Origin of the sequence: Salegentibacter salinarum, assembly GCF_900168115.1 — a bacterium.
GTDB classification, from domain to species: domain Bacteria; phylum Bacteroidota; class Bacteroidia; order Flavobacteriales; family Flavobacteriaceae; genus Salegentibacter; species Salegentibacter salinarum.
On sequence record NZ_FUZC01000001.1, the window covers coordinates 1 to 14243 of the forward strand.

At 37.0% G+C, this 14243-nt stretch carries 16 protein-coding genes; 9 read left to right on the forward strand and 7 right to left on the reverse strand.

All coding sequences use genetic code 11. The annotated features are described in order from the left end of the window. Positions 1-141: 141 nt before the first annotated feature. The 3 genes from infB to rimP are packed head-to-tail and all read right to left on the reverse strand — an operon-like array spanning position 142 to position 4657. Entirely contained in the window at positions 142-2895 is a 2754-nt protein-coding gene (infB, locus tag B5X53_RS00005) for a translation initiation factor IF-2 (RefSeq protein ID WP_079711180.1), read from the reverse strand. A gap of 55 nt (positions 2896-2950) precedes the next feature. Beyond that, positions 2951-4183 carry a transcription termination factor NusA gene (gene nusA / locus B5X53_RS00010; RefSeq protein ID WP_079711181.1) on the reverse strand — a complete coding sequence of 411 codons (1233 nt, stop codon included), beginning with the start codon at positions 4181-4183 and terminating at the stop codon, positions 2951-2953. 12 nt (positions 4184-4195) lie between these two features. Beyond that, on the reverse strand, positions 4196-4657 hold the full coding sequence (rimP, locus tag B5X53_RS00015; RefSeq protein WP_079711182.1) for a ribosome assembly cofactor RimP: 462 nt from the start codon (positions 4655-4657) through the stop codon (positions 4196-4198). A gap of 159 nt (positions 4658-4816) precedes the next feature. Here rimP and B5X53_RS00020 point away from each other — a divergent pair, with 159 nt between their 5' ends. Next, complete coding sequence (locus tag B5X53_RS00020; RefSeq protein ID WP_079711183.1) at positions 4817-5647, forward strand: universal stress protein; 831 nt, start codon at positions 4817-4819, stop codon at positions 5645-5647. Here the strand turns inward: B5X53_RS00020 and B5X53_RS00025 are convergent. Continuing rightward, positions 5644-7161, reverse strand: coding sequence for a hypothetical protein (locus B5X53_RS00025; protein ID WP_079711184.1), 1518 nt, complete (start codon positions 7159-7161; stop codon positions 5644-5646). The two genes, B5X53_RS00020 and B5X53_RS00025, sit on opposite strands and share 4 nt — an antisense overlap. A gap of 181 nt (positions 7162-7342) precedes the next feature. Here B5X53_RS00025 and B5X53_RS00030 point away from each other — a divergent pair, with 181 nt between their 5' ends. The 8 genes from B5X53_RS00030 (at position 7343) to B5X53_RS00065 (ending at position 12108) form a co-directional block, all read left to right on the forward strand. Continuing rightward, the gene (locus B5X53_RS00030; protein ID WP_079711185.1) at positions 7343-7561 is read left to right on the forward strand and encodes a hypothetical protein; all 219 of its coding nucleotides are present in this window, start codon (positions 7343-7345) and stop codon (positions 7559-7561) included. 72 nt (positions 7562-7633) lie between these two features. Further along, positions 7634-8263, forward strand: coding sequence for a metallophosphatase domain-containing protein (locus B5X53_RS00035; RefSeq protein WP_079711186.1), 630 nt, complete (start codon positions 7634-7636; stop codon positions 8261-8263). A 218-nt stretch (positions 8264-8481) separates the two neighbouring features. Beyond that, positions 8482-8817: a hypothetical protein gene (locus B5X53_RS00040; protein WP_075325632.1), complete on the forward strand. Its 336-nt coding sequence runs from the start codon at positions 8482-8484 to the stop codon at positions 8815-8817. A gap of 160 nt (positions 8818-8977) precedes the next feature. Continuing rightward, positions 8978-9229, forward strand: a complete 252-nt coding sequence (locus B5X53_RS00045; protein ID WP_079711187.1) for a DUF3098 domain-containing protein — start codon at positions 8978-8980, stop codon at positions 9227-9229. Between the two features lie 6 nt (positions 9230-9235). Continuing rightward, complete coding sequence (locus tag B5X53_RS00050; protein WP_079711188.1) at positions 9236-10030, forward strand: undecaprenyl-diphosphate phosphatase; 795 nt, start codon at positions 9236-9238, stop codon at positions 10028-10030. Positions 10031-10076: 46 nt separating this feature from the next. Beyond that, the gene (truB, locus tag B5X53_RS00055; RefSeq protein ID WP_079711189.1) at positions 10077-10790 is read left to right on the forward strand and encodes a tRNA pseudouridine(55) synthase TruB; all 714 of its coding nucleotides are present in this window, start codon (positions 10077-10079) and stop codon (positions 10788-10790) included. Positions 10791-10820: 30 nt separating this feature from the next. Then, complete coding sequence (locus tag B5X53_RS00060; protein ID WP_079711190.1) at positions 10821-11525, forward strand: hypothetical protein; 705 nt, start codon at positions 10821-10823, stop codon at positions 11523-11525. A 4-nt stretch (positions 11526-11529) separates the two neighbouring features. Beyond that, positions 11530-12108 carry a DNA-3-methyladenine glycosylase I gene (locus B5X53_RS00065; RefSeq protein ID WP_079711191.1) on the forward strand — a complete coding sequence of 193 codons (579 nt, stop codon included), beginning with the start codon at positions 11530-11532 and terminating at the stop codon, positions 12106-12108. Between the two features lie 2 nt (positions 12109-12110). On the opposite strand, the gene aat is transcribed toward B5X53_RS00065, so the two are convergent. From aat to B5X53_RS00080, 3 genes are all read right to left on the reverse strand, one after another. Further along, positions 12111-12764, reverse strand: a complete 654-nt coding sequence (gene aat / locus B5X53_RS00070) for a leucyl/phenylalanyl-tRNA--protein transferase (protein WP_079711192.1) — start codon at positions 12762-12764, stop codon at positions 12111-12113. Positions 12765-12882: 118 nt separating this feature from the next. Continuing rightward, positions 12883-13257: a DUF3127 domain-containing protein gene (locus B5X53_RS00075; protein WP_079711193.1), complete on the reverse strand. Its 375-nt coding sequence runs from the start codon at positions 13255-13257 to the stop codon at positions 12883-12885. Position 13258: 1 nt separating this feature from the next. Then, positions 13259-14137 (reverse strand): flavin reductase family protein, encoded by an 879-nt coding sequence (locus B5X53_RS00080; RefSeq protein ID WP_079711194.1) that lies wholly within the window; start codon positions 14135-14137, stop codon positions 13259-13261. Positions 14138-14243: the final 106 nt, after the last annotated feature.

Sequence of the window (14243 nt, forward strand, 5' to 3'; positions counted from 1 at the left end):
ACCCTTGCCTTTGGCTAATGATAGGTAGCTATAAACCCCCATAACGGACTTGCACCGTCAAGTGATATGCCATGCACGGCACACCATAAAAAAAAGCGGCCCTAAAGCCGCTTTTTTTGTATTTAACAGGAAACTTAATTACTACTTAAGTTTCTTTTTCACTTCTACTTCACGGAAAGACTCTATAACATCCCCTTCTTTAATATCGTTGTAATTCTTTACCTGGATACCACAATCGTAACCTTTGGCAACTTCTTTCACATCGTCTTTAAAACGTTTCAGTGAAGCAAGTTCGCCGGTATAAACCACAACGCCTTCGCGGATTAAACGTATTCCAGAACTTCTATAGATCTTACCAGAAGTAACCATACAACCTGCAATGGTTCCAACTTTAGAAATCTTAAAGGTTTCTCTTATCTCTGCAGTACCAGTGATTTCTTCTTTAAGCTCCGGTGAAAGCATTCCTTCCATCGCATCTTTAAGATCGTTGATCGCATCATAGATAATAGAATAAGTTCTGATATCAATTTCTTCTTTATCGGCTACCTGTCTTGCATTTCCTGCAGGACGAACGTTAAATCCAATAATTACCGCATCTGAAGCCGAAGCTAGTAACACATCACTTTCTGTAATGGCTCCCACTCCTTTGTGAATTATATTCACCTGAATTTCTTCAGTAGATAATTTAAGGAAACTATCGGTTAATGCTTCTACCGAACCATCAACATCACCTTTAAGAATAATATTAAGTTCTTTAAAGTCACCTAAAGCAATTCTACGTCCAATTTCATCCAGGGTAATGTGGCGTTGAGTTCTAACACTCTGCTCACGTTGTAACTGAGTTCGTTTAGCCGCAATATCCTTGGCTTCACGCTCATCTGTCATTACCTTAAATTTATCACCCGCTTGTGGCGCACCGTCAAGACCAAGAATTGAAACCGGAGTTGCCGGTCCTGCTTCTTTAACCTCGTGCCCTCTTTCGTCGTGCATTGCCTTTACCTTACCACTATGGCGTCCCGCTAATACGTAATCTCCAATTTTAAGAGTTCCGGTTTGCACAAGGATAGTCGCGATATAACCTCTACCTTTATCAAGGAAGGCTTCCACAACTGTTCCCGTAGCTACTTTAGAAGGATTGGCTTTTAATTCAAGAATTTCAGATTCCAGTAAAACTTTCTCCAGAAGTTCTTCAACTCCTAATCCTGTTTTAGCTGAAATATCGTGCGACTGAACTTTACCACCCCAGTCTTCTACCAACAGGTTCATTCCTGCAAGTTTCTCTTTAATCTTTTCTGGATTTGCGGTTGGCAAATCAGATTTATTAATCGCAAATACAATTGGTACACCGGCAGCCTGGGCGTGAGAAATAGCCTCTTTGGTTTGTGGCATCACATCATCATCTGCAGCGATTACAATAATCGCGATATCTGTTACCTGAGCTCCACGAGCACGCATCGCCGTAAAGGCTTCGTGACCAGGAGTATCAAGGAAGGTCATTTTTTCACCATTCTTAAGCTTTACGCTATAAGCTCCAATATGCTGGGTAATACCACCACTCTCACCGGCAATTACATTCTCTTTACGAATATAATCCAGTAAAGATGTTTTACCGTGGTCTACGTGACCCATTACCGTTACAATTGGCGCTCTGTCTTCAAGATCTTCAGGATTTTCAGGAACTTCTTCTACTGTTTCTTCAATGTCTGCAGTTACAAAATCTACTTCGTAACCAAATTCATCTGCAACAATAGAAAGTGTTTCAGCATCTAAACGCTGATTCATCGTCACCATCATTCCCAGAGACATACAGGCAGAAATTACTTTCGTTACCGGCACATCCATCATTGTAGCAACCTCACTTACAGTTACAAATTCTGTAACCTTAAGGATTTTACTATCAGTTTCCTGCTGCGCAAGATCATCTTCTGATCGTTGACGGTGTTGATCTCTCTTATCTCTTCTATATTTAGCTCCTTTACCTTTACCAGATTTACCCTGAAGTTTTTCAAGGGTCTCTCTAACCTGCTTTTGAACTTCTTCTTCGCTAGGCTCTTCTTTAGTAATAGGTTTAGCTCTTTTTCTCGCAGCTCCTCCTTTTTTAGGACCCTGATTTGAAGCACCCGGCTTCACATCTTTACTAATTCTACGACGACGCTTCTTACGTTTCTCTTTCTCCTTCTTCTCGTCGGCAGCTTTCTTCTCGTCTTTCTTCTTTTCCGGCTTTTTAAATTGAGAAAGGTCAATTTTCTTTCCAGTAAAGTTAGGGCCGTTAAGCTTGGTATAATTAGTTTTATGAGTCATTGACTCAGGATCTTTGGGCTCCTCTTCTTTTTCTGAAGGAGTTTCCTCTTTCTTAGAAACTTCTTCAGGCTCTTTCTCTTCTTTAGAAGGTGCTTCTTCTGCAGGTTTTTGAGATTCAGGCTTTTCTTTTTCGGCTTCAGGCTTTTTAGCTTCTTCTGGCTGCTTAGATTCGGCTGGCGCTGGTTGCTCCTCTTCTTTTTCGGCTTTTTTCTCTGGCTTTTTATCCAGATCTATTTTACCTACTTTTTTAGGACCGGCTAATTTAGCTCTGGCAGTAACTGCCTCTTCCTTGCGCTTCTCATCCTCTTTCTTCTCCTCGACTTTGCGCTTTTCTTCAAGCTCTCTTTCCCTTGCTAAACGCAATTCTTCCTTCTCCTTTCTTTTTTCTTCACCAACCTCTTTAGACTCGACTTTTTTAGACTTGTCGGTCTCAAATTCATCAGAAAGCACCTGATAAACTTCGGATGAGATTTTGGTAGTAGGACGCGCCTCAATATCGTGACCCTTAGAATTTAAAAATTCTACAGCCCGATCTAACGAAATATTGAATTCACGTAATACTTTGTTTAGTCGCATTGTTTTTGCTTCAGCCATAAATTGCCCTCTAAATTAACCTCTTTTAATTATTATATATTCAATGAGTCTTTTACTACTCTTCAAATTCTTCTCTTAAAACCTTCACTACTTCGCGAATGGTTTCTTCTTCTAAATCGGTAAGCCTAATAAGGTCTTCCAATTCCTGTTCCAAAACACTTTTTGCAGTGTCCAGTCCAACTCTTGAAAATTCCTTAATCACCCAATCTTCAATTTCATCAGAGAATTCTTTTAATTCTACATCTTCTTCAACACCTTCTCTGAAAACATCAATTTCGTAACCGGTTAATTGCCCGGCAAGCCTAATATTATGACCTCCACGGCCAATTGCTTTAGAAACTTCTTCCGGCTTCAGCATAACCTCGGCCGTTTTATTTTCTTCATCTAATTTAATAGATGTAATTTTTGCAGGACTCAACGCCCTGGTAATATATAACTGGTCGTTATTGGTGAAATTAATCACATCTATATTCTCATTCCCCAATTCACGAACAATACTATGAATTCTTGAACCTTTCATACCTACACAGGCACCAACAGGATCAATTCTATCATCATAAGTATCTACCGCTACTTTAGCTTTCTCACCAGGAACACGAACCACTTTTTGAATAGTAATTAAACCATCAAAAACTTCAGGAATCTCCTGTTCAAACAGTTTTTCAAGAAAAACCGGAGCGGTACGTGAAAGAATAATCGTAGGCTTATTTCCTTTAAGCTCTACACTCTCAATTATTCCTTTTACGTTATCTCCTTTTCTGAAAAAATCTGAAGGAATCTGGCGGTCCTTTGGTAAAACGATCTCGTTGCCTTCGTCGTCTAACAAAATAATTGCCCTGTGCCTAATATGATGAACTTCTGCGGTATAAATTTCGCCTTCAAGCTCCTTAAAGTGCTTGAAAATATTGGTGTTATCATGTTCGTGAATTTTTGATATAAGATTTTGTCTTAAAGCCAAAATAGCACGACGCCCCAAATCTACAAGTTTTACTTCTTCTGATACATCTTCACCAACTTCAAAATCAGGTTCAATTTTTCTGGCTTCAGTAAGAGAAATTTCCTGGTTAGGATCTTCTACCTCACCATCGGCCACAACAACCCGGTTTCTCCAAATTTCTAAATCTCCCTTATCTGGGTTTACAATAATATCAAAATTATCGTCTTCACCATATTTCTTCTTTAACGCACTTCTAAACACATCCTCAAGGATGGCCATAAGCGTTACACGATCTATCAATTTGTCATCTTTAAACTCTGAAAATGACTCAATCAAGGCGATATTTTCCATATCAATTTGAGGTTAAAATGTTATCATAACTTTAGCGTCTGTAATCTCAGAATATGGCAATACCGCTTCTTTTTCTACAGTATGCTTTCCTTTTCCTACCGGTTTTGGCTCCCTGGCTTTCCAGTTTAGCTTAATCCCGTCCTGATCTACTTCGGTTAAAGTTGCTTCAATTTTTTCGTTATTAGTAGTCACCTGTAGTTTTCTACCCAGGTTTTTCCTGTATTGCCGCTCCAGGCGTAAAGGCTCAGAAACTCCAGCCGAACTAACCTCCAAAGAAAAATCTTCTTCTTCCCTGTCTAGATTGTGTTCAATTTTGCGACTTACCGCAATACAATCGTTAACAGAAACCCCGCTATCACCATCTATCACAACAGAAATCTTGTTGTCGTTGGTAATGTTTAGGTCTATTAAAAATAGTGAATTATTTTCCTGGAAAGCTTCCTTCAACAAATTTTCTACTTTATCCTGCAACATAGCTTATAAAAAGAGGGGACTTTATGTCCCCTCGCTGTACTTTTTTAGTTTCAACGCTGCAAATATAATAATAATTTCAGAGAAAGAAAACCAGACTTTAAATGAAATTTTATTCTTAACTTTAATAAAGCAATCATTTTTAATCTTTTAGAGGAATTAATGAAAAAGATACTCGTTCCAACCGACTTTTCTGATACCGCTGAATACGCACTCAAAATTGCTGCGCAATTAGCTAAAAAACATAATAGTGAGATCTATCTTCTACATATGCTGGAGCTACCTTTGCAGCTTATAGATCCTGTAGCCGGGGGCAATAGCCAAAATTTACCTGAATCTATTTTCTTTATGAAACTGGCTCACCAGCGGTTTGCCAAACTTATGGAAAGACCTTTTTTAAAAGATATTAAAGTTCATGAAACTGTAATGTTCCACCAGGCCTTTGACGGAATTATGGAAGTAAGCGAAGAATATAATTGCGATATAATTATCATGGGCTCTCACGGCGCCAGTGGTTTTAAAGAAATGTTTATTGGCAGTAATACCGAAAAAGTGGTGCGTTCATCCCATATTCCCGTCCTTGTAATTAAAAATGAACATGAGAATTTTGAAGTGGAGAATTTTATTTTCGCCACAGATGCCGATGCCAGCAATAAACACACCCTGGAGAAAGCTTACAATTTTGCGAAATTATTAGATGCAAAATTTCACATACTTTTTATAAACACCCCTAATAACTTTATTACCAGCACCGAAGTACGAGAGCGTATAGAGAATTTTGTTTCAGGTTTTAATATACACGATTACAAAATGCATATTTATAATGATGTTAGTGTAGAAAAGGGAATTTTAAATTTCGCTATGAAACAGAAAAAAGCTTTGATTGGTATTAGCACCCATGGACGCAAAGGTCTGGCTCATTTTTTTAACGGTAGTATTAGTGAAGATTTAGTAAATCACGCCAACATGCCGGTTGTGACTTTCAAAATTTAAAGAAAGGATTTTAGAGCGCCATTTCTTACATTTTTCCAAAGGTAATTCCAGAAAGATTTATTTTGAGTGCGTTCGGTTTGTATATCTTTCTGTTCTTTTTCTGCAGAAGTAGCATCGTTATTTATAAAAAGGTTTGCTATGGCAGAAAACAACTTATTCTCCTCTTCTCCGTCACTCTGAAGCACTTCTACTTTAAAATCTTTATAAACCAGTTTCATATCACCGGAAGAATTCTGATTGTTTCCTGTAAAATTAAATCGCATATCTCTAATTCCACCTTCAGCTTTCACGTTTAAAGCCGGCTCCATAAACTGGTTAATTCCTTCGCTGGAAATCTTATCCATTTGCCCGGAAATTGAGAATACATCAGCTTTATTTGAAATATCAAAATTCCAGTTTACATTAAGACTTGCTTCCCCCATAAACTGGGTTTGCACATCAATATCTGTTCTGGGGAAATCTTCAGCGTCCATGTTCACATTACTAATATTATAAATACTGGCGTTAAGATTCTTAAAAGTTACTTTCCCAGGGCCTCTTTTTGGCTTAACCAGCTCTTCATATTGTATTGCAAGATTATCAACCTTGAGCGTATCCACTTTTAGCTTAAAAGGCAATTCCCTTATCATTTTACTGTACATAGGTTTTTGCCGCGGATCGTCCTTCACTTGTTTATCGCGATATATTTTAATATCGCCATTGGTAATTTCCGTATTTTCACTTTCAATGCTAAGCGAATCGTTTTTGAAACTCCAGTTAAAAGATTGGAGAGTCAATTCTCCCAGACTTAAATCAAACCTGTCTTTTTCATAAGGAATATGTTTTTGAAATTCCTGCTTATCGTAAAGTGGTTTCATTTTAATGTTGCTGAAGACAAGAGAGCTCCCTTTCATTTCCATCTTTTCAACATACATATCATGCAAATCGTTGAGATTGAAAAACAAACTGTCTGAAGTCATCTGTAAATCCTTATAATTAAACGGAAGTCCGTTTTTTAAAGATTTCTGGTCTACACTAACGTCTTTTAAATTAAGGGATGGAATGTTGACTAAAAGCTGCTCTTTAACCGAATCGCTTTTAGCCATTTTAAAATCCCCATCAACTACCTCAACCGATTTAATCAAAAGGTCTATTTCAGTAGAATTTTCTCCTTCTGAAGTATCTTTTTCTTTTTCAGCTTCAGTATAAATTGCCACTTCAGGTTTAGTGAGTTTTAAGGTGCGAATCTCAATATTATTATTACTTAAATATTCAAAAATATCAATCCCGTCGAGTTTAATTTCTTCCGCATTAATTTGCATTCCGTTCTTTTTATAAACGGGATTACTAATTGATACACTTCTGCCCAACAGGCTCGCATTAAGGTCTTCATATTTAAATTCGGCCTTTTTAAGATTTTCTTCCAGCGCGGTTTCCATTTTGCTTTCAATAAACATATTGCCGCCAATAATAGCGATAGCTAAAACAATAAGAATAACAATAAAACTCAGGAATAATTTGGATTTTTTCTTCAAATTCGCATTTTTTATGACCGAAATTTACAATTTCAAAACACTTAGCCTCACTGTTTAAGAGTTTTTAACTTAAAAAATTAACCCCAAAGTTTTCTTTGCGTTAAATTTTAGCAAAAGCCTATAAGTATCAAATTTTCAATGGTTTTTGATTGTATATTTGCCTCATAATCTAATAGAAATTATGATTCTTAAGCTTAGTATAAAAATAGTATTTATTACCGTAGAAATTTTTCTTGCGGTATACAGTTTTGCGCTAAGTGACAGTCTTCTTATTAAATTTCTATTTTTTGCAGTTACTGCCGTAATTGTTGCATTTTCTGTAACTAAAATAACCAATAAATTACTACCAATAGATAAGGACTTTATTTCTTCGGAGGAAGAAGAAGCTGAAGAAAAATAAAGGTCAAAGTTTTGAAAGCGTAAAATCCGAAGAATTCGTTCTTTCGGATTTTTTTATATTTTGCCGTTACATATGAAGCTAATTTGCATTTCAGACACTCACAATAAGCACCAACAAATTCCTATTCCCGGGGGAGATGTTTTAATTCACGCGGGAGATATTACCGAAGGGGGCACTAAAAGGGAAGTGGTAGATTTTCTAAACTGGTTTGCCGCGCAACCCCATGAGTACAAAATTTTTATCGCCGGAAATCACGATTTCTATTTTGAGAAATTTAGCGAAGAAGAAATTCAGGAAATTATTCCAGAGAATATTCATTATTTAAAGGAAAGCGAAATTACGATTAACGGAATTAAATTTTGGGGGTCACCGGTAACTCCAGGCGATGGCACCTGGGCTTTTAACCAGAAACCGCCCCAGGAAATAGATGCGCACTGGGAAAAAATTCCCGAAGATACTAAAGTGCTTATCTCACACACACCTCCCTACAAGATTAAGGATGTTTTGAATAATGGAAGGCATATTGGCTGCGCTTCGCTTTTTAAAACCATAGAAAATCGTGAAATCGAATTCCATATTTTTGGTCACGTCCACGATTCTTATGGAATTACTAGAGTAGGCGGAACAAAATTTATAAATGCTTCCTGTTTAGATAATAAATACCGATACCTTCATCCCCCCCTGGAATTAGAGATTAATTAGATACGGAAATCTTGTTTTCATCGGTATAAGGGAATACCCTCAAACTAGCTGTAGTAATTTTCTCTCGTGAAAATGTCTTATAAGTTTAAAAAAAATACAAAAAGATTATTTAGTCGTTAAATATTTGCTAATCATAGGATTATTAGAACTTTTTTAACAAAGAAAAGGAAATCATAGTGTAATTTAGCGAGCGCTAACACCTATAAATACCAACACCTATGAATAATAATACTAACCCAAACACTACATTAGATGAGGTAAAGAACCTGATTTCTTACAGTATTTATAATTTTGATTCTGAAGAGAATTCAAATTATAACCTTATGCATCGAGCTATTATCAAGAAATATTTTGATGCAAAAAATGTAAAAATAAATTATAAGGAACAAACGGTAGATTTAAAAATACCGGTTGGTAAACGTAAATACACAGGAATTACCTTTGAATGCCAGGACTTAGAACGTTTTCTAAAATCCTGTCTAAAAAAAGACGAAAAAAGCATGGATTTCTACCAGGAAATCCTGAACCACTACAACATCTACCACGCTGCTTAAAATTTTAAGCCGTTAAAGATTAAAGCCATACGCCCTACCGTATGGCTTTTTTATTATTTTATTTTTAATTATTTCCATACTACTGTTTCGACTTAAATTAGTTAATTTTGAACCTTTAACCTGGAAATTAAAATACACGCTTTACACTTTATCGCTTACTATGAGTAAAAAACAGCAACCCACAGATCATAAAAAATACTTCATTTTTGAAAAGAAGAATTACCAGTTTATGTTTATTGGGCTGGCGGTAATAGCTTTAGGTTTTATTCTAATGGCCGGTGGTGGCAGTGACGATCCCAATACTTTTAATCCAGATATTTATAATTTTCAGCGTATTCGCCTGGCTCCAACTTTAGTACTTCTTGGTTTCGCAATAGAAGTTTATGCCATTTTATTAAATCCCAAAAAGTAACCTACATTGAACGAATTAGATGCTGCCATTCTGGGGATAATCCAGGGGCTAACCGAATTTCTACCTGTTTCTTCCAGTGGCCACCTGGAACTTGGTAAAGCCCTGCTGGGAGATAATAGCATTCCCAGTGAATCCCTACTTTTTACAGTTATTCTCCACGCTGCAACGGCCTTGAGTACCATTGTGGTTTTTAGAAAAGATGTAGCAGAAATTTTTAATGGCTTATTTCAATTTAAATGGAACGATGAATTTAAATTTTCATTGAAAATTATTCTTTCCATGATTCCCGCTGCTATTATTGGGGTTTTCTTCGAAGAACAATTGGAAGGTCTCTTTGGCGGAAATATTATTTTTGTAGGTTTTATGCTTATCGTCACAGCCCTACTATTATGGCTGGCTGATAAAGCCAAAAATACCGATAAACCTGTAAGTTACAGCAATGCTTTTGTTATTGGAGTAGCCCAGGCTATCGCAATTTTACCCGGAATTTCCCGTAGCGGAGCTACAATTTCTACTTCAGTATTATTAGGAAACGATAAAACCAAAGCGGCAAGATTTTCATTTTTAATGGTTGTTCCTTTAATTTTAGGAAAAATAGCCAAAGATCTTTTAGATGGCAATTTAATGGAAAGCACAACTTCTTTCTCTATCTTAGCCATTGGTTTTATTGCCTCTTTCCTTGCCGGACTTGCTGCCTGTACCTGGATGATTAGTATTGTAAAAAAGAGTAAGCTCTCTTATTTTGCTATTTACTGCTTTATCGCTGGAATAGTTTCCATAGCGGTTGCTTATTATAATTAAATTTTCCTTGAAATTACTTTTCTAGGGAGAAACCAAATAAACTTTTATGACCACAGAAATTAAAAAATTCACTCCTGAAGATTTTAAAACCGGCCAGATCCTGGTTTTTGATAAGCCATTGGAGTGGACATCCTTTCAGTTGGTTAACAAGGTGCGTTGGTTAATTAGAAAAAGCTGCGGAATAAAAAAAATAAAAGTAGGACACGCCGGTACTTTAGACCCATTGGCGACCGGAGTTTTGGTAATATGCACGGGGAAATTCACTAAAAAGATTGCCGAGCTGCAAGGAACCGAAAAAGAATATACAGGGACTTTCACCCTGGGCGCCACTACCCCATCTTACGATATGGAAACTGAAGTAGATAAAACCTACGACACAGCGCATATTGCTGATGAAGATTTAGATGGCGCCGCGCTTCAGCTTACTGGAGAAATTGAACAAACCCCGCCGGTATTTTCTGCATTAAAAAAAGATGGAAAACGGCTATATGAATACGCCAGGAAAGGAGAAGACGTAAAATTAGAGAGCAGACCTGTTACCATCCACGAATTCGAAGTTGAAGCTCCCAGGTTTCCTGAAGTAGATTTTAGAATAGTTTGCAGCAAAGGCACCTATATAAGAAGTGTGGCCAACGATTTTGGAATCGCACTGGGTTCCGGTGCCTACCTTTCTTCTCTTAAAAGAACGCGCGTTGGCGAATTTACTATAGACGAAGCTTTAGACCTCCAATCTTTTGAAAAATTGCTACCTTCAGCATAAAATAGAACATTATACGTTTTATTTTAAAGCATGGATTTTTTCGATAAACATAAAGCCCTCATAATTACCGTACTTTTTTGTTCGGTTTTAATTCTTGGTCTTTATAATTTTAGCCTTTCCCAGAAACAAAAGTACCAGCAGGAAATGTTGGTAGATTTAGAGGAATATACCCAAACGGAGGAGGAGGAAGAAGAAATTTCGGAAGAACCTGAAACGCAAACCAACGAAAATTCTCCCGAAACGCATAGGGCATTTAATGAAAATCAGGAAGCGCGGGAAGAAAATTTTAATAGGGAGTTAGATGAAATTTTAGAACAGAATAGTGCACAACAGGAAGAAAGTTCAGAAAGTGAAAGTGCTACACAAGGCACTGTTCCTACCGCTAATAAATCTGAAACCAAAAAGCAATCTGATGGCGATAATTCTTCTGAAAATATCTCCACTCAATCGGGAAGTTTAAGAAACAGTTCTATTTCATTTTCACTGCGCGGAAGAAATGCCATCTCCATTCCGAATCCTATTTATACCTGCGACAGGGCCGGAAAAATTGTAGTGAATATCACTGTAAACGCTGAAGGCCGTGTAATTGAAACCGGAATTAATAAAGCAAGTTCAACTTCAGATAACGAATGTCTAATTGAAAATGCATTAGAATATTCCTCTGATGCCGTATTTTCACAGCTGGCAGGCCGAAACGAACAACCCGGCACCATTACTTACAATTTTAAACCTTAAAATAATGGCAAAATTACAACGTTGCGGCTGGTGTGAAGGCGATGCACTTTACGAAGCATATCACGATAACGAATGGGGCGTTCCTGTTTATGATGAGGAAACTATCTTTGAATTTCTAATCCTGGAAACGTTTCAGGCGGGGCTAAGCTGGATTACGGTGTTGCGAAAACGAGAAAATTTCAAAAAAGCTTTTGATGATTTTGACTACAAAAAAATCGCTAAATATTCCGAAGAAAAAATTCAGGAATTACTTGAAAACCCGGGAATAATTCGTAATAAATTAAAAGTAAGAGCTACAGTAACCAACGCTCAAAATTTTATAAAAATTCAGGAAGAATATGGGACTTTTAGCAAGTATATCTGGAGTTTTGTAGACGGTGAGCCAATTCAAAACGAGGTAAAAAACTACAAAAAATCTCCTGCGACAACTGCTATTAGTGATAAACTAAGCAAAGATTTAAAGAAAAAGGGATTTAAGTTTGTAGGTTCTACCGTAATGTATGCTCATATGCAGGCAACAGGAATGGTAAATGATCACGAAGTAACTTGTTTCAGGTATAAAGAAGTTAAAAAACTCTCTTAATTTTAATCTTCAAAAGGAACTTCTAAATACTTTAGAAATCTGGCTCTCGAAATTTCTTCAGCCCCGAGGCTTTCTAAATGTTTGGTATACACCTGGCAATCTATAAGCTTGACACCTTCATCTTTTAACTGATCAACAAGGGTAATAAAGCCGTATTTAGATGCATTGCTAACCGTGGTAAACATACTTTCCCCGCAAAACACCTGTTGTTCTTTCAGATAAATTCCGTAAAGTCCGCCCACCAATTTATCCTCCTGCCAAACCTCTACAGACCGAGCAATATTAAATTCGTGTAATTCTCTGTAACTTTTAATTATCTCTGGAGTTATCCAGGTTCCATGTTGGCCTTCCCTACGAATTTCTGCGCAAGCTTCTATAACTCCTTCAAAATCTTCATCAAAAGTTACTGTAAAAGCTTCTTTTTTAAATAATTGCTTCATACTCTTGGAAACTTTTAATTTCTCAGGAAAGAGCACCATCCTGGGATCCGGACTCCACCAAAGTACGGGCTGAGAATCGTCATACCAGGGAAAAATACCGTGGTTATAAGCATAAATTAAACGTGGAATACTCAAATCTCCCCCAATAGCCAATAGTCCCTGATCATCGGCTTCAGAAATGGGTGGGAATTTTTCGTTATGTTGTAAATAATGCAATTGTAGGGATTTTGGATAAATAAGAAAAGTACAAAAAGAAAAAGCTTAGCCCTCTTAATAGGATGCTAAGCTTTTTATAATATGAAACGAAATTATTTCTAAATCCGGTAAGGATTCTCTAGAATGGAAGATCGTCGTAATCTTCTTCGTTTAAGTTGTTTGCAGGCTCAAAATTATCTGGCGGCGGTACATTTTCCCCACCTGCCGACGGGTCTGCTTGTAAATTTTCTATTCTCCAACCCTGGATAGAGTTAAAATATTTAGTTTCACCTTGCGGACTTACCCACTCTCTACCTCTAAGATTAATTCCAACTTTTACCGGCTGTCCTACCTGAAAGTTATTAAGCAAATCTGTTTTATCCTGAACAAATTCTATCATAATATGTTGCGGATATTGCTCCTCTGTAGTTACCACTACTTCTCTCTTTCTAAAACCATTATTTCCAAAGGTCTTGGTTTCTCCTATTAACTTAATCTTACCTTGTACTTCCATCTTAATCTGTTTTTGCTAATAATAATTTCCAGGCAGCATCGGTATTATTTTTCTCCAAAAACAATTGTGCCCGGGTATGAATATCTCTTTTGTTATTTAATTTTACTAATTCGCTTAAATCTTTATTTTCATCAATAAAGCTTGCAACTTCCTCATCTTTTGGCAGCGCTTCAACATTCCCCAATTTACCAAGATCATTTCCGGTTAAGGTTTTACTTTCCCTAATTTCCGCAGGAATGGCATCTATACCGATCCCTAAATTGGAAAGCGGCTTTGGCACCTCGAACATTCCCATATTCGCCCGCGTATACCAGTTACCGCCCATTCTGGCCACCTGATCTATTTTATGCTGATCTATAAATCCGTCTTCATCTAAAATGCTTTCATTAATATGCATTTTAAGAACTTCACAAATTACAAGGTTTCCGGCTCCACCTTCCTGGCCCGTTTCAATTACTTGTTTCACTTTACATTCAAACTGTACCGGCGATTCAGCCACCCGAAATGGTTTTATTAGATCAGATTTTAGCATTGTAAAACCTGCTTTTTCAAACTCATTTACACCTTCGGCATATTCGGTACTGGAAAGTGACATTTGCTGAACAATATCGTAATTTACAATATTGATCACTACCTCATCAACATTTTTAACATTGGTGTAGGTATGCTTAACCGTATTATCCCGACCTCTTCTCGACGGGGAGAAAATTAAGGTAGGCGGATTAGATCCAAAAACATTAAAAAAGCTGAAAGGCGATAAATTTGGACGGCCTTCAGTATCTACTGTACTAGCAAAAGCGATAGGCCTGGGCCCAATGGCACCAAGCAAATAACGATGAAGCTTGCCGGTGCTCACCTCTTTAGGATCTATTGTAAGCATACTTAATTTTTAGCAAAGGTAACGAAACCAATAGGGAATGAAAAGCCGGGGCACGCAATAAAATTAGTTTAAAAACGCTTATCTTTAAATCCTTTAAAGCTCAAAG